Source organism: Pantoea sp. EA-12 (genome assembly GCF_030053355.1).
Lineage (GTDB): Bacteria > Pseudomonadota > Gammaproteobacteria > Enterobacterales > Enterobacteriaceae > Pantoea > Pantoea vagans_C.
Genome location: NZ_JASGBY010000007.1, coordinates 18,198 through 36,743 on the forward strand (window position 1 = coordinate 18,198; position 18,546 = coordinate 36,743).

Sequence of the window (18,546 nt, forward strand, 5' to 3'; positions counted from 1 at the left end):
CAAGGCGATACCTTGACACGTTTGACCCTGGCAGTTGATGCCATGGGCGGGGATTTCGGTCCCTGCGTGACAGTGCCTGCATCCTTGCAGGCACTGGCCTCTCATACGCATCTGGTTCTTCTTCTGGTCGGTGATCCCGACATCATCTCGTCATTTCTTGCCAAAGCGGATTCCTCGTTACTGGGGCGTGTGCAGGTGATCCCTGCCGAATCGGTTATTGCAAGTGATGCCAAACCTTCACAAGCTATTCGTAACAGTCGCGGTAGTTCAATGCGCGTGGCGTTAGAGCAGGTGAAAGAGGGGAGAGCACAGGCGTGTATCAGTGCGGGAAATACCGGCGCATTGATGGGCCTGGCAAAAATGTTATTAAAGCCGCTGGATGGGATTGAGCGTCCGGCGTTGATGACCGTCTTGCCGCATCAGCAGCATGGCAAAACGGTGGTGCTGGATCTGGGCGCGAACGTCGAATCCGACAGCGACATGCTGGTGCAGTTTGCGGTGATGGGCGCTGTCATGGCAGAAGAAGTGCTGGAAATTGCCAAGCCGCGCGTTGCACTGTTGAACATTGGTCAGGAAGAGACCAAAGGGTTGGAAACGATTCGCGCAGCATCTGCGGTTCTACGAGACACACCGCAAATCAACTATATTGGATATCTTGAGGGGAACGATCTCCTCACCGGCAAGACGGATGTGCTGGTCTGTGATGGCTTCGTGGGCAACGTCACGCTGAAAACCATGGAAGGCGTGGTAAGAATGTTTCTTTCTCTGCTCAAGTCGTCAGAGGATGGGAAAAAACGGGCCTGGTGGTTGAAACTGGTCGGGCGCTGGATTCAAAAGCGCCTGGCTAAACGTTTCGGTCATCTCAACCCCGACCAGTACAATGGCGCTTGTCTGTTAGGATTGCGCGGGACAGTGATCAAAAGCCACGGTGCGGCGAATCAACGTGCGTTTGCCGTGGCGATAGAGCAGGCAGAGCAGGCGGTGCGAAGGCAAGTCCCAGAGAGGATTGCTGCGCGCCTTGACGCTGTATTAGCCAGGAGTGACAAAGCGTAGATGTTTACCAAAATTATCGGTACGGGCAGCTATTTGCCTGAGCAGGTTCGCACCAATGCGGATCTTGAAAAACTGGTGGAAACTTCGGACGAGTGGATTGTCACCCGTACCGGCATCCGTGAGCGCCGCATTGCTGCGCCAGATGAAACCGTGGCCACCATGGGCTTTACCGCCGCGCAACGTGCGCTGGAAATGGCTGGCGTTGCTGCCAGCGATGTCGGTCTCATTATTGTGGCAACCACCTCTTCCAGCCACGCCTTCCCAAGTTCAGCGTGCATGATCCAGCAAATGCTGGAGATTAACGACTGTGCGGCATTTGATTTGGCCGCCGCTTGCGCAGGGTTCACCTACGCATTGAGCGTTGCCGATCAATACATCAAAAATGGCGTGGTTAAACACGCGCTGGTGATTGGCGCGGATGTTCTGGCCCGGACACTGGATCCGGAAGATCGCGGCACCATTATCCTGTTTGGTGATGGCGCGGGTGCGGTGGTGTTAGGTCAAAGTGAAGAGCCAGGCATCCTTTCAACGCATCTGCATGCAGATGGTCGCTATGGCAAACTGTTGACGCTGCCTTACCAGGACCGCGCGAATCAGAGTGAGCCCGCTTACCTCACCATGGCAGGCAATGAAGTCTTCAAAGTGGCGGTAACTGAACTCGCCCACATCGTTGACGAGACACTGCAGGCCAATAACCTTGACCGCGAAATGCTTGACTGGTTGGTGCCGCATCAGGCCAACTTGCGCATTATCAGTGCCACCGCCAAAAAACTCGGCATGGGCATGGACAAGGTTGTGGTCACGCTGGATCGCCACGGCAACACCTCCGCCGCTTCCGTGCCAAGCGCACTTGATGAAGCCGTGCGTGATGGCCGTATCAAGCCAGGACAACTGATTTTGCTCGAGGCCTTTGGTGGCGGTTTCACCTGGGGTTCGGCGCTGGTTCGCTTTTGATTGACAGGAACGAAAGATGACACAATTTGCTTTTGTTTTCCCAGGACAGGGATCGCAGACCGTAGGCATGTTGGCCGACCTGGCTGCAGAAAATCCGCAGGTTGAAGCCACATTCCGTGAAGCTTCAGATGCACTGGGTTACGACTTATGGCAGCTGGTGCAACAAGGCCCCGCTGAAGAGTTAAACAAAACCTGGCAGACCCAACCCGCCTTGCTGGCGGCTTCAGTGGCCATTTACCGTGTCTGGCAGAGTAAAAACGGCCCACAGCCTGAGCTGATGGCGGGTCACAGCTTAGGCGAATACTCTGCGCTGGTATGTTCCGGTGTACTGAACTTCGCCGATGCCATCAAGCTGGTTGAACTGCGCGGTAAACTGATGCAAGAAGCGGTGCCAGAGGGCACGGGTGCTATGCAGGCGATTATTGGGCTGGATGATGAATCCATCCGTAAAGCCTGTGAAGAGAGTGCTCAGGGCCAAGTGGTTTCACCGGTCAACTTCAACTCGCCAGGCCAGGTGGTTATCGCGGGCAATAAAGAAGCGGTAGAACGTGCTGGTGCCGCCTGTAAAGCCGCTGGCGCAAAACGTGCGTTGCCGTTGCCGGTCAGCGTGCCGTCGCACTGTGCGTTAATGAAGCCTGCCGCAGAGAAACTTGCCGTTGCGCTGGAGAACATAACGTTCAACGCCCCAGCCGTACCGGTAGTTAACAACGTGGATGTGAAGTGCGAAACTGAGGCTGCAGCGATTCGCAGCGCCTTGGTGCGTCAGCTGTACAGCCCCGTTCGTTGGACGGAAGCGGTTGAGTTTATCGCGACCCAGGGTGTTGACCAATTGCTGGAGATCGGTCCAGGTAAAGTCCTGACCGGTCTGACCAAGCGTATTGTGGATAGCCTGACCGCTGCTGCCGTGAACGATTCTGCTTCACTAAACGCTGCGTTTACACAGGAATAAGAGGAAAAACATGAGCTTTGAAGGTAAAGTAGCGCTGGTTACTGGCGCAAGCCGCGGCATTGGCCGTGCGATCGCGGAAACGCTGGTTGCACGCGGTGCGAAAGTGGTGGGAACGGCTACCAGTGAAAGCGGTGCGGAAGCAATCAGTGCTTACCTCGGCGATAAGGGTAAAGGTCTGCTGTTGAACGTGACCGATGCCGCCTCTATTGAGAGCGTGCTCGAGAAAGTTCGCGCTGAATTTGGCGAAGTGGACATTTTAGTCAATAATGCAGGCATTACGCGTGACAATCTGTTGATGCGCATGAAAGACGATGAATGGGCGGATATCCTCGATACCAACCTGACATCGGTCTTCCGCCTTTCTAAGGCGGTTATGCGTGCCATGATGAAAAAACGCGTGGGCCGTATCATTACCATCGGTTCTGTAGTTGGAACCATGGGTAACGCGGGCCAAACAAACTACGCGGCAGCAAAAGCAGGTTTGATTGGCTTTAGCAAATCACTGGCGCGAGAAGTCGCGTCACGTGGCATTACCGTAAACGTCGTGGCTCCGGGCTTTATTGAGACGGACATGACGCGTGCACTGAACGAAGATCAGCGCTCGGGCATTTTGGCAGAAGTGCCGGCAGGTCGTTTAGGCGACCCGCAGGAGATTGCCAATGCTGTTGCATTCTTAGCCTCTGACGAAGCCTCTTACATCACGGGTGAGACGCTGCACGTCAATGGCGGCATGTACATGGTCTGATAATCACGAAATCATTTGCATTATCTGCGGTAAACACCGCAGAATAGCGCAAAATCGTGGTTCGACCAGCCGGGATTTTGTTGCATCTTTTTCAACATTTTATACACTACGAAAACCATCGCGAAAGCGAGTTTTGATAGGAAATTAAATAGTATGAGCGATATCGAACAACGCGTTAAGAAAATCGTAGCTGAGCAGCTGGGTGTTAAAGAAGACGAAGTGATTAACACTGCTTCTTTCGTTGAAGACCTGGGTGCAGATTCTCTTGACACCGTTGAGCTGGTAATGGCTCTGGAAGAAGAGTTTGATACTGAAATTCCAGACGAAGAAGCTGAGAAAATCACTACCGTTCAGGCAGCGATCGATTACATCAATAGCCATCAAGGCTAATGAATATCTTCAGGCGGTCACTCGACCGCCTGAGTTTTATGTTTGCCCCACATAGCGTTATTTTTTCCCTCCCTGGAGGACGTACGTGTCTAAGCGTCGTGTAGTTGTGACTGGTCTTGGCATGTTGTCTCCTGTCGGCAATACCGTAGAGTCTACCTGGAGTGCTCTCCTTGCCGGTCAGAGCGGCATTAACCTGATCGACCATTTTGATACTAGTGCCTATGCAACACGCTTTGCGGGCTTAGTAAGAGATTTTAATTGCGATGAATTCATCTCGCGCAAAGATCAGCGCAAGATGGATGACTTCATCCAATACGGCATTGTTGCCGGCATTCAGGCTATGGCAGACTCCGGTCTGGTTGTAACCGACGAAAATGCCGGTCGCATCGGTGCGGCAATTGGTTCCGGCATCGGCGGACTGGGTTTGATTGAAGATAACCACAGTTCTCTGGTCAACGGCGGTCCGCGCAAAATCAGCCCATTCTTTGTTCCTTCGACCATCGTTAACATGGTAGCCGGTCATCTGACCATCATGTACGGTCTGAAAGGTCCAAGCATTTCGATTGCAACGGCTTGTACTTCAGGCGTGCATAACATTGGTCATGCTGCGCGTATCATCGCGTACAACGATGCTGACGTTATGCTGGCTGGTGGTGCTGAAAAAGCCAGTACCCCACTGGGTGTTGGTGGCTTCGGTGCTGCACGTGCGCTCTCCACAAATAACGAGAACCCGCAGGCGGCAAGCCGTCCGTGGGATAAAGATCGTGATGGCTTTGTGCTGGGTGACGGTGCAGGCATTGTGGTGCTGGAAGAGTACGAACATGCGAAGAAGCGCGGTGCGAAAATCTATGCTGAAATTATCGGTTTCGGCATGAGCAGCGATGCTTACCACATGACCTCTCCTCCGGAGGATGGTTCAGGTGCAGCAGCGGCAATGGTCAATGCCTTGCGTGATGCGCAACTGAATGCGGAGCAGATTGGCTACGTTAACGCACATGGCACCTCGACGCCAGCCGGTGACAAAGCTGAAGCGCAGGCAGTGAAGTCAGTATTTGGTTCAGCGGCCCGCAGTGTGATGGTCAGCTCTACCAAATCAATGACCGGACACTTGCTCGGTGCGGCAGGCGCCGTAGAATCGATTTATTCGATTCTGGCACTGCGTGACCAGGCCATTCCGCCAACCATCAACCTGGATAATCCAGATGAAGGTTGCGACCTGGATTTCGTGCCGCATACGGCGCGTCAGGTGAGTGGTCTGGAGTATGCTCTGTGTAACTCCTTCGGATTTGGCGGCACCAACGGTTCGCTGATCTTCCGCAAGGTATAATTCATACCCCGCCCAATAAAAGGCCCGCAATGCGGGCCTTTTTTATATTTTGACACGCAGTGGCGTGGAATCTTACGTTCGTCGATGGTATGTAAACAGGCACAGTAGCCAAGGGGATGGGTATGTTGATAAACGGCATAGAGCAGAACGTGCTCTCCGCAAGCGATCGCGCGGTGCAGTTTGGCGACGGCTGCTTTACCACTGCAGCGGTGGTTAGCGGCAGAATTCAGTTGCTGGATGCCCATCTGCAACGGCTGAAAGAGAGCTGTGAACGCCTGTTTATGCCGCTCCCTGATTTAGCATTATTGTCGGCAGAGATGCAGCAGCTGGCCAGTGGTCAGGCTCAGGCCGTATTAAAAGTCATTCTGACGCCTGGTGAAGGGGGCAGAGGCTACAGCCGAGCCGGCTGCGAGACGCCGACTCGCATTCTTTCGCTGGCACCCTGGCCGCAGCACTACGCACGTCTGCAGCAGCATGGCGCAACCCTCGTCACCAGTCCGGTGAGGTTGGCAAGAAATCCTTTGCTGGCTGGGCTAAAGCATCTGAACCGACTTGAACAAGTGCTGATCCGTCGACATCTTGATCAGACCGACGCTGACGAAGCGCTGGTGCTTGACACTGCAGGGACGGTGGTGGAATGCTGTGCGGCCAATTTATTCTGGCGCAAAGGCGAACGCATCTATACGCCGCGCCTGGAACAAGCGGGTGTGAATGGCATTATGCGCCGTTATCTGATGGCGCAAATGGCGATGGCAGGGCAGTGTTGTCAATTGATTGACGGTAGCAGGGACGATGTGCTGAACGCCGATGAAGTGGTGATATGCAATGCCCTGATGCCGGTTTTACCTGTGCGAAAAATTGACGATGTTTCGTTCTCCGCACGCACGCTGTACCAGCAACTGCACGCCAGTTGCCAGACAATGGAAGCAACATGACCCGAATGAAGAAAATCGTCGCCAGCGCCGTGGCGATTGCCGGCCTCGCGGCCGCCTTTAGTTATTGGCAAATCGAACGTTTAGCCGATACACCTTTGACGATCAGCCAGGAAACCATTTATACACTGCCAGCAGGCAGCGGTCGCGTAGTGCTGGAAGCACAGCTGGAAAGTCAGCACATTATTCCTGCCAGCATCTGGTTTGGCCCGTTATTGAAACTGGAACCGGAATTAGCCAAATTCAAGGCAGGTACTTATCGGCTGGAAAGCAATATGACGGTGCGCCAGTTGCTTGAGCTGTTGGCCAGCGGCAAAGAGGCACAGTTCCCGGTGCGCTTTGTTGAAGGCTCACGTTTGAAAGAGTGGTTGGCAGAACTGCGCAAAGCGCCTTATCTCAAACACACCCTGACGGATGATGAATTTGCCACCGTGGCAGCAGCTCTTAAACTGGATGCCAGCCAGCTCGAAGGCGCTTTCTATCCTGACACTTATCTCTACACCGCCAATACCAGCGATGTGGCACTACTGGAGCGTGCGCACGCGCGCATGAACAAACTGGTCGATGAGATTTGGCAAGGCCGCATGGACAATCTGCCGTATAAGAAAGAGCAGGATTTGGTGACCATGGCCTCCATCATCGAAAAAGAAACGGGCGTCAGCGAAGAGCGCGCGCGCGTGGCATCGGTGTTTATAAACCGACTGCGTACCGGCATGAAACTGCAAACCGATCCCACGGTCATCTACGGTATGGGTGACAGTTACACGGGCACGCTGACGCGTAAAGACCTGGAAACGCCAACCAATTACAATACCTATACCATTAGTGGTATGCCGCCAGGGCCAATTGCCATGCCGGGTAGGGCATCACTGGAAGCGGCGGCGCATCCGGAAAAAACCAATTACCTCTATTTTGTCGCGGATGGTAAAGGCGGTCACACCTTTACCACCAACCTCGCCAGCCATAATAAAGCGGTACAGGTTTACCGGCTGGCTATGAAGGAAAAAAATGAAAAGTAAGTTTATCGTCATCGAGGGTCTGGAAGGCGCAGGCAAAACCACCGCACGTGACGCCATCGTCGCGATATTGCATGAGCAGGGGATCAGTGACGTGGTTTTCACGCGTGAACCCGGCGGCACCCCGTTAGCGGAGCAGCTTCGTGTACTGGTGAAACAAGGTATCGAGGGTGAGCAGGTCACGGATAAAGCCGAGCTGCTGATGCTGTATGCCGCACGCGTGCAACTGGTAGAAAACGTTATCAAGCCCGCACTGGCACGCGGTGCCTGGGTTATCGGCGACCGTCATGATTTGTCTTCACAGGCCTATCAAGGCGGAGGTCGTGGGCTGGACACGCAGTTGATGACCACCTTACGCGATGCGGTGCTGGGCGATTTCCGTCCTGATCTGACGCTCTATCTTGATGTCACGCCAGAAATTGGTCTGCAGCGTGCACGTGCACGCGGTGAGCTGGATCGTATTGAACAGGAATCGCTGCGCTTTTTCGAGCGCACACGTGAACGTTATCTGGCCCTGGCAGCCGCAGATCCTACCATCACCACGATTGACGCGACGCAGAATATTGCAGACGTGACATCGTCACTTCAGCAGGCGCTGCGCAACTGGCTGGCAGGTCAGGCGGCATGAACTGGTATCCATGGCTGAACCAGCCTTATCGGCAGATTATTGCCCGACATCAAGCCGGTCAGGCGCATCACGCCTTACTGATTCAAGCCATCGAAGGGATGGGTGATGATGCGCTGGTTTGGGGCGTAAGCCGTTGGCTAATGTGCCAGCAGCCCGAAGGATTAAAAAGCTGTGGCCATTGCCACGGTTGCCAGTTGATGCAGGCGCACACTCATCCAGACTGGTATCGCCTGGAGGCTGAAAAGGGCAAGTCGTCGCTGGGAATCGATGCCGTGCGCGATGTGACTGAAAAGCTCTATCATTTCGCCCAACAGGGTGGTGCGAAGATTGTTTGGCTACCGGATGCCGCACAACTGACCGAAGCTGCGGCAAATGCCTTGCTGAAAACACTGGAAGAACCCCCGGCAAACTGTTGGTTCTTCCTCAGCGTGCGTGAGCCGTCGCGCTTACTGGCAACATTGCGCAGTCGTTGCATGACATGGCATTTGTCTCCGCTCGAAGAAGTACAAAGTTTGTCGTGGTTGCACAAACAACAACCGCAGCCTGAAGTCGTGCTGCGTGCTGCACTGCGTTTAAGTAATGGCGCACCCGCGGCGGCGTTATCGCTGTTGCAACCCGACCGCTGGCAGGCGCGTACCAGGCTGTGTGAAACCTTGCTCACCGCTGTTAATGGGGATGTGCTGCAACTGTTGCCGGCTCTCAATAGCGATGATGTGGCAGAGCGGCTGAGTTGGCTGATTTCGTTGCTAGTTGATGCCATGAAAGTGCAGCAAGGGGCCAGCCAATGGCTCAGTAACGGCGACAGAACCGATGTCGTTATGCAACTGGCACAACATCTCAACAGCAGTGCGCTGAATGCCAGTGCCCAGCAGTGGATGCAATGCCGCGAACAGCTGTTGCATGTTGCTGCGCTAAATCGTGAACTGATTTTGACCGACCGCTTGCTCGCCTGGGGACGATTGATGTCACCCGCGTTAGTCGGCTAAGTAAAAAAGAGAGAAGTATGTTTATTGTTGATTCGCACTGCCATCTTGATGGTCTTGATTATGAAAAACAGCACCGCGATTTGGACGATGTGATCGCCAAAGCGGCGGCCCGTGATGTGAAGTTTATGCTGGCGATTGCCACCACGCTGCCGGACTACTACAAAATTAAACAGCTGGTGGGTGACCGTGAAAATATCGCACTCGCGTGCGGCGTCCATCCACTCAATCAGGAAGCGCCTTACGATGTTGAAGAATTCCGTCGCTTAGCTGCGGAAGAGCAGGTGATCGCGCTGGGTGAAACGGGACTGGATTACTTCTACCAACAGGAAACCAAAGCGCAGCAGCAAGCCTCTTTTCGCGAGCATATCCGTACCGGTATTGCGCTGAACAAACCGATCATCGTTCACACCCGCGATGCGCGTGAAGATACGCTGGCGATCCTGCGTGAAGAGCAGGTTGAAAAGTGTGGTGGTGTACTGCACTGCTTCACCGAGGATCAAACCACCGCCGCGAAATTGCTTGATATGGGCTTTTATATCTCCTTCTCCGGTATTTTGACCTTCCGCAATGCGGAGCAAATTCGTGATGCCGCGCGCTACGTGCCGCTGGACCGCATGCTGGTAGAAACCGATTCTCCCTATCTGGCGCCAGTGCCACATCGTGGCAAAGAGAATCAGCCCGCTTTTACCCGTGATGTCGCCGATTATATGGCGGTACTGAAAGGGGTAGACATTGAAACTCTGGCTGCAGCAACTACCGAGAACTTTTCCCGCCTGTTCCACGTTCCTATGAGCCGTCTTGGCGGCTAATTCGTTTTATTTCGAACTATGAATTAATTGCCTATTACTGTCCTGTGCCGCGTTTAACGCGACGCAGGCAGTGTTTTATTGCTGCTTATTCAGGCAGGTCTGTAAGAAATCACTGAAAGCAATAAAATTTCATCGGCGAAACGTGATAGCCGTCAAAGTAACAATTCGCTATTTATTTTACCCTTCGTAATAAATCAAAAGACGCTCAGCGTCACCCTGGTAAAGGATCCTCCCCCTTTGCCATGCGCACTGCGCAAAAACGCACTCATACTCAGGAGTTTTTATGTTCAAGAACGCATTTGCGAACCTGCAGAAAGTAGGTAAATCGCTGATGTTGCCGGTATCGGTTCTGCCGATCGCCGGTATATTGCTCGGTGTTGGTTCTGCAAACTTCAGCTGGTTGCCAGCGGTGGTTTCTCATGTGATGGCAGAAGCGGGTGGTTCCGTGTTCGCCAATATGCCGTTGATCTTCGCGATTGGTGTGGCGCTCGGCTTTACCAACAACGATGGTGTTTCGGCACTCGCGTCCGTGGTGGCTTACGGCATCATGGTGAAAACCATGGCGGTGGTTGCGCCGTTAGTGCTGCATTTACCTGCTGCGGAGATTGATGCTAAGCACCTGGCGGATACCGGTGTGCTCGGCGGCATTATTGCGGGTTCGATTGCCGCCTACATGTTCAACCGTTTCTACCGTATCAAACTGCCTGAGTATCTCGGCTTCTTCGCCGGTAAACGCTTTGTGCCGATCATTTCGGGTCTGACCGCGATTTTCACCGGTATTGTACTCTCCTTTATCTGGCCACCTATCGGTACGGCGATTCAGGACTTCTCACAATGGGCTGCCTATCAGAACCCGGTCGTGGCGTTTGGTATCTACGGTGTGGTGGAGCGTTCGCTGGTGCCGTTTGGTCTTCACCATATCTGGAACGTTCCATTCCAGATGCAGATTGGTGAGTTCACTAACGCAGCAGGTCAGGTGTTCCACGGTGATATTCCGCGCTACATGGCGGGCGACCCAACCGCGGGCAAACTCTCTGGCGGCTTCCTGTTTAAAATGTATGGCTTGCCGGCTGCAGCGATTGCTATCTGGCACTCGGCTAAACCAGAAAACCGCGCCAAAGTGGGCGGCATAATGATCTCCGCGGCGCTGACCTCGTTCCTGACCGGTATTACCGAACCGATCGAGTTCTCGTTCATGTTCGTCGCGCCGATTCTGTATGTGATCCACGCGATCCTGGCAGGCCTGGCGTTCCCAATCTGTATTCTGCTGGGCATGCGTGACGGCACGAGTTTCTCACACGGCTTGATCGACTTCGTGGTGTTGAGCGGTAACAGCAGCAAAATCTGGCTGTTCCCGATCGTAGGTATCATTTACGGCCTGATCTACTACACCGTGTTCCGTGTACTGATTGTGAAACTGAACCTGAAAACACCTGGACGTGAGGACACGGCAATGGAACAGAGCAGCGCAACCGGCAGCGAAATGGCGGGCAAACTGGTGACTGCCTTCGGTGGTAAAGAAAACATTACCAACCTCGATGCCTGTATTACCCGTCTGCGTGTCAGCGTGGCGGATGTGGCGAAGGTTGACCAGGCGGAACTGAAAACCCTCGGCGCACGTGGTGTGGTGGTGGCCGGTTCCGGCGTTCAGGCAATTTTCGGGACCAAATCCGATAACCTGAAAACCGAGATGGATGACTATATCCGTAATATGTAACGGATTGAGACAGGGGGCGGCCAAATGGCTGCCCCCAACACATTCAGAGATAAACCCGCAAATACTCCGTCAGACACAACAGCGCCATGGCCTGACCATAAGGCATTGAGGTCAGGGGAACCTGACGATAGTAGTCCAGATCGCTGCCCATCGCGGTACCAAACGACACCTGTTTCAACTCCCCCTGTTCATCAATGTTGGCAATCACGCCACGCAGCGCCTTTTCTGCTATCGGACGATATTCCTCGGGTAAGTAACGCTTACGCACGGCTTTAAGAATGCCGTAGGCAAATCCCGCGGTCGCTGACGCTTCTGGATAGCTTTGTGGATCGTCGAGCAAGGTGTGCCATAACCCACTGCTATGCTGGCATTCCGCTAATGCCTTCACCTGGCTGGCCAGCACCTGCTGCAGGAAACGGCGCGTGGCGTGATGCTCAGGCCAGTTCATCATTTCGAGGAAGTCAGGGATCACGATGGTTAGCCAGCTGTTTCCTCGCGCCCAGCGAGCGTTGGCGAAATTGTGGCGGCCCTCAAACGTCCAACCGTGGAACCACAGACCGGTTTGACGATCCATCAAATATTGCGTGTGTATCAGGAACTGATAACTGGCTTCCTCGACAAATTCAGGGCGATCAAATAGCTGTCCGATCTTCGCCAGCGCCATCACGCTCATCATCAGCGTGTCATCCCACAACTGTTGGGTATTCTCATTGTTATAAACGATATGCTGCAAGCCACCCTGTTCGGTGCGCGGCATTTCATACATTACCCATTCGGCCCAACGTTCCAGCACCGGACGCCAGGCTGCGTTCCCGGTCTCCTGATAGCGATAAGCCAGTGTCAGGAAGGGGCACATAGTATTGACGTTTTTGGTGGGTGTCCCTTCCGCCAGCCGGGTATCAAACCAGTCATCGATTATTTTCAGCGTGGTCTTATCGCCGGTTTGCTGGGTGAAGTGCAGCATGCCGTACAGGCCGATACCGTGCGTCCACTCCCAACCGGCCCAGCCTTTGGTGTCTATCACGCGGCCATCATCCAGTCGCAGTAAAAACTCGCCGCTGTGATCGGTGATATTCACGAGATTGTCGGTCAGTTTATGGATTAGCTGTACCAGTTCGCTGCGCGGTAACAAAAATTCAGGTTGGCGCAGCAAAGCGCTGTGCTTTACAGGAAATACAGTCATGGTTCATTCCTATCGTTAATCAGGGTAGGGAGAGGTTGCAAAGGGCTACGGTGCGTGGGGAGCGGCGGTGCAGCAGTCTTGTGGCGATTGAGATAGCCCACATTGTTATTACCCCACAAATTTTCATACGGCATGCCCGCCAGCGTTTCGACGATGGTGCGCGCCTGCGGCGTAATCTGTTCCGGCACGACACGTCCGGCCGCGCGCATCTTCACCGTTTCCTGGCGTAAAACCGTGTGGGTGTGCAGGTTCAGTTTGAAGCGCAACGACACGATAAAGCCGCAGGTCAGCACACACAGCGTACCGACGCTGAGAATGAACAGGATGGTATGGCCTACGGCTGGGGCCTGCTCAGCTTTCCCGGAGGTGAATCCGGCTAACTGCAGCACAATACCCACCATCATGACGGCACCGGCTTGCGAGGCTTTGCGAGTCAAGGTCATGATGCCGGCGAAAATCCCCTCGCGGCGCTGTCCAGTGATCACTTCATCGACATCCGCAATGTAGGTATAGGTATTCCACGGAACGTAGTTGATGCCGCCGCGGCCCAAACCGGCTAAGGCGGAAATCAGCACCAGCAGCGCGAGATTATCATTCATGCCGGTGTACCAAAGCCCTGCGTAAGAGAGAGCGCTGAGGCCGAACAGTATCACCACCATGCGATAGGCCGGGGCAGGTCCAATGCGGATACACAGCGGAATCATCGCCATCACGGCAATAAACTGCAGTACCGCCATGGTACCCATCAGATTTGATGCGATCTGCGCGCTCTGCATCAGCACAAACACCACGTACCAGGTGAACACCGCATTAAACACGTCCTGCGCAATGTAGCCGCCCAGATACATGCCAAGGTGCTGGCGGAAGATGCGAATGCGCAACGTGGAGGCCAGTTCGACATACAAGCGCTTTAGGCTTTGCAGCAACGACAGCTGCGACTTTTGCTCCTCCGCCCGACGCGACTCAGCGGAGAAATCTTCGGGTGCACGTTCCCAGGTGAAACGCCATACCAGCGTCAACACCAGGGCGCAGATCACCGAGAAGACCAGGCTGGCATAGAAGAAGGAGACCGGGTTCTCTTTGCCAAACCAGCCAATCAGCACGCCGGGTAAAAAGGCGGCGAGAATCGAGGAGAGTTGTGCCAGTGCAATACGCGCACCGGAAAATCGGGTTTTCTGCTTAAAGTCATCGGTCATTTCCGGTACCAGCGTTTCATAGGGCACCAGAATCATGGTATAGACCACATCAAACAGCAGATAGGTCAGCAGATACCACCAGAAACTCATGTCACTAATCCACATCAAGCTATAACTGAACACGCAGGGGATGCCGAGCAGAATGAAAAATTTGCGGCGGCCAAAGCGTTTACCCAGCCAGGTGGAACCGAAGTTGTCGGTGAGGAAGCCCATCAAGGGGCTGACCAGCGCATCCAGTACGCGGGCGGCAGCAAAAATGAAGGTGGCTTCTATCGGCGAAAGTCCGCAGAAGGTGGTGTAAAAATAGAGCAGCCAGGCGGCAGTGAGCGCCGTGGTGCCTGCTCCGAGGAAATCCCCGGAACCGTAAGCCAGATAATGGCCCAGACCAATCTTACGAGACTGCATGGCAGGTTCTCCTTGAAATCGACGGATTGCACATCCCTCATTACTCCGTACTGCTTGCCCGGATTGGATAGAAAGTAGAGCGCTGTGACCCGGCAAACCTTCGTCATTTGGCAAGGGTTGGCGGGATAGTGGCAAAATCACAAAGAAATCGACGCGATACCTCTAATTTATAAAACAGTGTTTCATTTTTGTGTTGGTTGGCGATGCAGAAATGCGAGGTGCCGCACAGCGGTTAAGCCAAAAGAAAAAATGGTGCAAAGACAGTCATTCAATGCAAGAAAAGTGGTACTGAGGTTGTAAGAAACAGAATTCCTCACGCATACTGGCGGACTGAACTTAAGGCTTAAGGAAATGCACCATGGCTGAAGAAACGATTTTCAGTAAAATCATCCGTCGCGAAATCCCCGCCGACGTGGTTTATCAGGACGAACTGGTCACTGCCTTCCGCGATATCGCGCCCAAAGCGCCGACGCATATTCTGATCATTCCTAACGTATTGATCCCCACCGCGAATGACGTGCAAGAAGCGCACGAGCATGCGCTGGGCCGCATGATCACGGTGGCGGCGAAAATCGCGAAAGATGAAGGGATTGCCGAAGATGGCTACCGTCTTATCATGAACTGCAACCGTCATGGCGGCCAAGAGGTTTACCACATCCATATGCACCTGGTTGGCGGACAGCCGCTGGGCCCGATGCTGTCCATCTAACCTCAGGCGGACCTTGTGATGCGTCAATGGCTGTGTGGCATGCTGTTACTGACCCTGGCGGGTTGCAGCAGTAACAAACCGATGATCAACACCTCGCAATCGCTGGTGATGGAGTCTTCCGTGTTGTCTGCGGGTATCATCACCGATGAGCCCACGCTGGCAAGCCGTGACGGCCAGCAGCGTGCGTCAAGTGTGCTGTATAATCAGCGTGAAACACCGGTGACCGTGCACTATCGTTTCTACTGGTATGACGATAAAGGCCTTGAGATAACGCCTGAAGAACCGGTACAAACCCAAACCGTTCCCGCGCATGGCAGCACTGAAGTTGTCTCGCAAATCGGTAATTTGACCGCCAGCAAGGTGCGTCTGTATCTCTTTCTCTGAGGAGTAACCTGTGATTCGCAGTGTAAAACGTTCCAGCGCGCTGTTATTTGCGCTGATGCTCACCGGTTGTGTGGTGAAACAGCAAACCCCGGCGCCGGTTGAACCGACCCAGCCGACTACCCCGACGCAACCCGAGCAGCCACCAACGCCGCCGGTGCCACCGCCGGAAAACGTGCCGCAGCCGCCGAAACTGAAAACCATTAACTGGAGTGCCAGCGTGCAGCCGTTAGTGGCGAATATGGTGCAGTCAGCAGGCGTTAATCCTGGCAGCGTGCTGCTGGTGGATCGCATTAAAAACAGTACTAACGGTGCGTTGCAGAGTGATAAAGCCACTGACGCGATTCAAAGCGCACTGGCGAACAATGGCAAATTCACGTTGGTCACTTCCGATCAACTGGCGCAAGCCAAGCAGGCGCTCGGCCTGTCCGCGGATGACAGCCTGAACTCTCGCAGCAAAGCGATTGGCCTGGCGCGCAACGTCAACGCCCAGTATGTGCTTTACAGCAATGCGCAGGGCGATGTGAAGTCTCCGACACTGCAAATGCAGCTGATGCTGGTGCAGACCGGTGAAATCATCTGGTCAGGCAATGGTATTGCACAACCCTGATCTCCAGTTGCAACAACTGCTTCAGCAACAATGGCCGACGGCGCAAGCTGCCGGTCATTTTTTCGCGTTGCCGGGACTCAGTGGCAACAGCGTGCAGGTGCAAACAGATCAGGGCGAGTTGCTGGCGCGCCGCGTGCCGCTGCAACCGATTCCGTTTGTCGATCGTCAGCGTGAATATCGCATACTGCACAAAATGCGCCATACGCAGTTAGGGCCCGCGCCACTTAGCTGGCGTGCCCCCTGGCTTTTACAAAGCTGGTTACCTGGGGAAGTGCTAACCCCGGCGCAATTTAATCAGCAGCGTCCAGCCGTGCTGGCACTGATGCATCGCCTGCATCAACAACCACTGACTGGCTATCGTTTGCGTCTTGCGCCACTGCTACAGCGCTACTGGCAACTGTGTCAGCAACGCCACTGGCGCTGGCAGCACCAGCTGCAACGCTTAATCAAACAGGGCGAACCGCAGCCGTTACGCCTCGCGCCGCTGCATATGGATATCCACGCCGGTAATCTGGTGGCGACGCACGGTGGCCTGCGCCTGATTGACTGGGAGTACGCCGCCGATGGCGATGTGGCGCTGGAACTTGCCGCGCTGTGCGCGGTCGATGGAAAACATGAGGCGGACTGGATTGCCGGATATGCGCAACACAGTCAACTTGACGAACAGGTGCTGGCGCATCAGATGCGCCGCTGGCAGCCCTGGCTGCAACTGCTGATGGCGAGCTGGTATCAACTGCGCGCCGAGCAGAGCCATGATCACACTTTGCAGCAGCTGGCCCGATCCAGCTGGCAGCATCTTTAACTCAGGATTGTCAACATGACTATGAATACCCCCGGCCCGCTGATGTTGGATGTCGAAGGCTATGAACTCGATGCAGAAGAGCGCGAGATCTTGCAACATCCGCTGGTGGGCGGGCTGATTCTGTTTGCCCGCAATTTTCACGATGTCGAACAGTTAGCTGAACTGGTGCGCCAGATTCGTGCGGCTTCACGCAATCGTCTGGTGGTAGCAGTCGATCAGGAAGGCGGGCGCGTACAACGTTTCCGCGAAGGTTTCACCAAGTTACCCGCCATGCAATCTTTTGCGGCCCTGCACGATATGGCTACCGCCGGTGAAGTGGCGCAGCAGGCGGGTTGGCAGATGGCAGCCGAGATGATTGCGATGGACATCGACATCAGCTTTGCGCCGGTGCTGGATATCGGTCACATTAGCGCGGCGATTGGTGACCGTTCATTCCATGAAGATCCGGCAATTGCACTGCAAATCGCACGCCGATTTATCAATGGCATGCACGAAGCGGGAATGAAAACCACCGGTAAGCACTTCCCTGGCCACGGTGCGGTGAGTGCTGATTCGCATAAAGAAACCCCGCGCGATCCGCGTGATGCCGCCACGCTGCGTCAGCACGATATGGCTATCTTCAAACAGTTGATTGATGAGCAGTTACTGGATGCGGTGATGCCGGCACACGTTATCTATACTGAGGTAGATCCTTTACCCGCCAGCGGCTCACCCTATTGGCTGCAAACGGTATTGCGCAAGGAGCTGGGTTTCAATGGGGTGATTTTCTCTGACGATTTGTCAATGGAAGGCGCCGCGGTGATGGGCAGCTACGCCGAGCGCGCCCAGCAGTCACTCAATGCCGGATGCGACATGATCCTGGTGTGCAACCAACGTGCCGGCGCGGTGAGTGTGCTGGATAACTTGACGCCGATCCAGGCAGAGCGAGTGACGCAGTTATACCATCAAGGGCGATATACCCGTCAGACTCTGCTGGCCAGTGAGCGCTGGAAGCAGAATCACCACCAGCTCAGCGCATTGCAGGATCGCTGGCTGGAGCATAAAGCGTCGGGCAGATAAACGCCGCTGCCCGGATTTCATTCCACGCTGAGGATAATCATGATCATCTATCTGCACGGTTTTGATTCCAGTAGTCCGGGCAACCATGAAAAGGTGCTGCAACTGCAGTTTATTGACCCGGACGTCAGGCTGATCAGTTACAGCACGCTTCACCCCAAACACGACATGCAGTTTTTGCTGAAAGAGAGTGACAAGCTGCTGCAGCAAGGGGGCGATGCGCACCCGTTGATTTGCGGTGTGGGGCTGGGCGGTTACTGGGCCGAGCGTATTGGCTTTCTCTGTGGCATGCGGCAGGTGATGTTTAACCCCAACCTGTTCCCGTTTGAGAACATGGAAGGCAAGATCGATCGCCCGGAAGAGTATCTCGATATCGCCACTAAGTGCGTCAACGATTTTCGTGAAAAGAACCGTGACCGCTGCCTGACAATCCTTTCACGCCATGATGAGGCGCTGGACAATCAACGCAGTGCTGCGCTGTTACATCCGTTTTATGAGATTGTCTGGGACGAAGACGCCAGCCATAAATTCAAGAATATTTCCCCTCATTTGCACCGGATCAAAGCCTTCAAATCCCTTGTCTGAGCAAAAACGCGCCGTGTGATGCGGCGCACAGAATGTTTAACATTCTGATAATGCAGCTGAAAGATTGATGTACATCAATTTTCTTATGATCTGACGATTGCGCCGTGATATTC

Annotated in this window: 20 protein-coding genes; 18 read left to right on the top strand and 2 right to left on the bottom strand. The window is 54.2% G+C overall.

The genetic code is table 11. From position 1 onward, the window contains the following. Positions 1-12: 12 nt before the first annotated feature. The 12 genes from plsX (at position 13) to ptsG (ending at position 11,506) form a co-directional block, all read left to right on the top strand. Positions 13-1,053: a phosphate acyltransferase PlsX gene (gene plsX / locus QMZ30_RS12190; RefSeq protein WP_283227588.1), complete on the top strand. Its 1,041-nt coding sequence runs from the start codon at positions 13-15 to the stop codon at positions 1,051-1,053. Then, positions 1,054-2,007 (top strand): beta-ketoacyl-ACP synthase III, encoded by a 954-nt coding sequence (locus tag QMZ30_RS12195; protein WP_283227589.1) that lies wholly within the window; start codon positions 1,054-1,056, stop codon positions 2,005-2,007. Positions 2,008-2,023: 16 nt separating this feature from the next. Further along, complete coding sequence (fabD, locus tag QMZ30_RS12200) at positions 2,024-2,956, top strand: ACP S-malonyltransferase (protein WP_283227590.1); 933 nt, start codon at positions 2,024-2,026, stop codon at positions 2,954-2,956. Positions 2,957-2,966: 10 nt separating this feature from the next. Then, positions 2,967-3,701 carry a 3-oxoacyl-ACP reductase FabG gene (gene fabG / locus QMZ30_RS12205; protein WP_039333672.1) on the top strand — a complete coding sequence of 245 codons (735 nt, stop codon included), beginning with the start codon at positions 2,967-2,969 and terminating at the stop codon, positions 3,699-3,701. Positions 3,702-3,854: 153 nt separating this feature from the next. Next, a complete protein-coding gene (gene acpP / locus QMZ30_RS12210) occupies positions 3,855-4,091 on the top strand; it encodes an acyl carrier protein (protein WP_007885774.1) in 237 nt (78 codons plus the stop codon). An 85-nt stretch (positions 4,092-4,176) separates the two neighbouring features. Continuing rightward, positions 4,177-5,418 carry a beta-ketoacyl-ACP synthase II gene (fabF, locus tag QMZ30_RS12215; protein WP_283227591.1) on the top strand — a complete coding sequence of 414 codons (1,242 nt, stop codon included), beginning with the start codon at positions 4,177-4,179 and terminating at the stop codon, positions 5,416-5,418. 122 nt (positions 5,419-5,540) lie between these two features. Then, positions 5,541-6,353, top strand: a complete 813-nt coding sequence (gene pabC, locus QMZ30_RS12220; protein WP_283227592.1) for an aminodeoxychorismate lyase — start codon at positions 5,541-5,543, stop codon at positions 6,351-6,353. Then, entirely contained in the window at positions 6,350-7,369 is a 1,020-nt protein-coding gene (gene mltG, locus QMZ30_RS12225; RefSeq protein WP_283227593.1) for an endolytic transglycosylase MltG, read from the top strand. The genes pabC and mltG overlap by 4 nt, the downstream gene beginning before the upstream one ends. Next, entirely contained in the window at positions 7,359-7,994 is a 636-nt protein-coding gene (gene tmk / locus QMZ30_RS12230) for a dTMP kinase (protein WP_283227594.1), read from the top strand. The genes mltG and tmk overlap by 11 nt, the downstream gene beginning before the upstream one ends. After that, positions 7,991-8,980: a DNA polymerase III subunit delta' gene (gene holB / locus QMZ30_RS12235; protein WP_283227595.1), complete on the top strand. Its 990-nt coding sequence runs from the start codon at positions 7,991-7,993 to the stop codon at positions 8,978-8,980. Before tmk ends, holB begins: the two co-directional genes overlap by 4 nt. A 17-nt stretch (positions 8,981-8,997) precedes the next feature. Next, entirely contained in the window at positions 8,998-9,789 is a 792-nt protein-coding gene (locus tag QMZ30_RS12240) for a metal-dependent hydrolase (RefSeq protein WP_283227596.1), read from the top strand. A gap of 283 nt (positions 9,790-10,072) precedes the next feature. Next, positions 10,073-11,506 carry a PTS glucose transporter subunit IIBC gene (gene ptsG / locus QMZ30_RS12245; RefSeq protein ID WP_058973578.1) on the top strand — a complete coding sequence of 478 codons (1,434 nt, stop codon included), beginning with the start codon at positions 10,073-10,075 and terminating at the stop codon, positions 11,504-11,506. Between the two features lie 43 nt (positions 11,507-11,549). On the opposite strand, the gene bglB is transcribed toward ptsG, so the two are convergent. Then, entirely contained in the window at positions 11,550-12,689 is a 1,140-nt protein-coding gene (gene bglB, locus QMZ30_RS12250; RefSeq protein ID WP_283227597.1) for a beta-galactosidase BglB, read from the bottom strand. Continuing rightward, positions 12,686-14,290 carry an MFS transporter gene (locus QMZ30_RS12255; RefSeq protein WP_283227598.1) on the bottom strand — a complete coding sequence of 535 codons (1,605 nt, stop codon included), beginning with the start codon at positions 14,288-14,290 and terminating at the stop codon, positions 12,686-12,688. Before QMZ30_RS12255 ends, bglB begins: the two co-directional genes overlap by 4 nt. 358 nt (positions 14,291-14,648) lie before the next feature. Between QMZ30_RS12255 and hinT the strand changes: the two genes are divergently transcribed. The 6 genes from hinT to ycfP are packed head-to-tail and all read left to right on the top strand — an operon-like array spanning position 14,649 to position 18,433. Next, a complete protein-coding gene (gene hinT, locus QMZ30_RS12260; RefSeq protein WP_283227599.1) occupies positions 14,649-14,999 on the top strand; it encodes a purine nucleoside phosphoramidase in 351 nt (116 codons plus the stop codon). 18 nt (positions 15,000-15,017) lie between these two features. Further along, positions 15,018-15,383 (top strand): YcfL family putative periplasmic lipoprotein, encoded by a 366-nt coding sequence (locus QMZ30_RS12265; protein WP_058973014.1) that lies wholly within the window; start codon positions 15,018-15,020, stop codon positions 15,381-15,383. Positions 15,384-15,393: 10 nt separating this feature from the next. After that, positions 15,394-15,990, top strand: a complete 597-nt coding sequence (lpoB, locus tag QMZ30_RS12270; protein WP_283227600.1) for a penicillin-binding protein activator LpoB — start codon at positions 15,394-15,396, stop codon at positions 15,988-15,990. Then, the gene (gene thiK, locus QMZ30_RS12275; RefSeq protein ID WP_283227774.1) at positions 15,977-16,792 is read left to right on the top strand and encodes a thiamine kinase; all 816 of its coding nucleotides are present in this window, start codon (positions 15,977-15,979) and stop codon (positions 16,790-16,792) included. The genes lpoB and thiK overlap by 14 nt, the downstream gene beginning before the upstream one ends. 15 nt (positions 16,793-16,807) lie before the next feature. Next, positions 16,808-17,851 (top strand): beta-N-acetylhexosaminidase, encoded by a 1,044-nt coding sequence (nagZ, locus tag QMZ30_RS12280; RefSeq protein WP_039333699.1) that lies wholly within the window; start codon positions 16,808-16,810, stop codon positions 17,849-17,851. 39 nt (positions 17,852-17,890) lie between these two features. Beyond that, the gene (gene ycfP, locus QMZ30_RS12285; protein ID WP_283227601.1) at positions 17,891-18,433 is read left to right on the top strand and encodes an alpha/beta hydrolase YcfP; all 543 of its coding nucleotides are present in this window, start codon (positions 17,891-17,893) and stop codon (positions 18,431-18,433) included. The last annotated feature ends 113 nt before the right edge of the window (positions 18,434-18,546 follow it).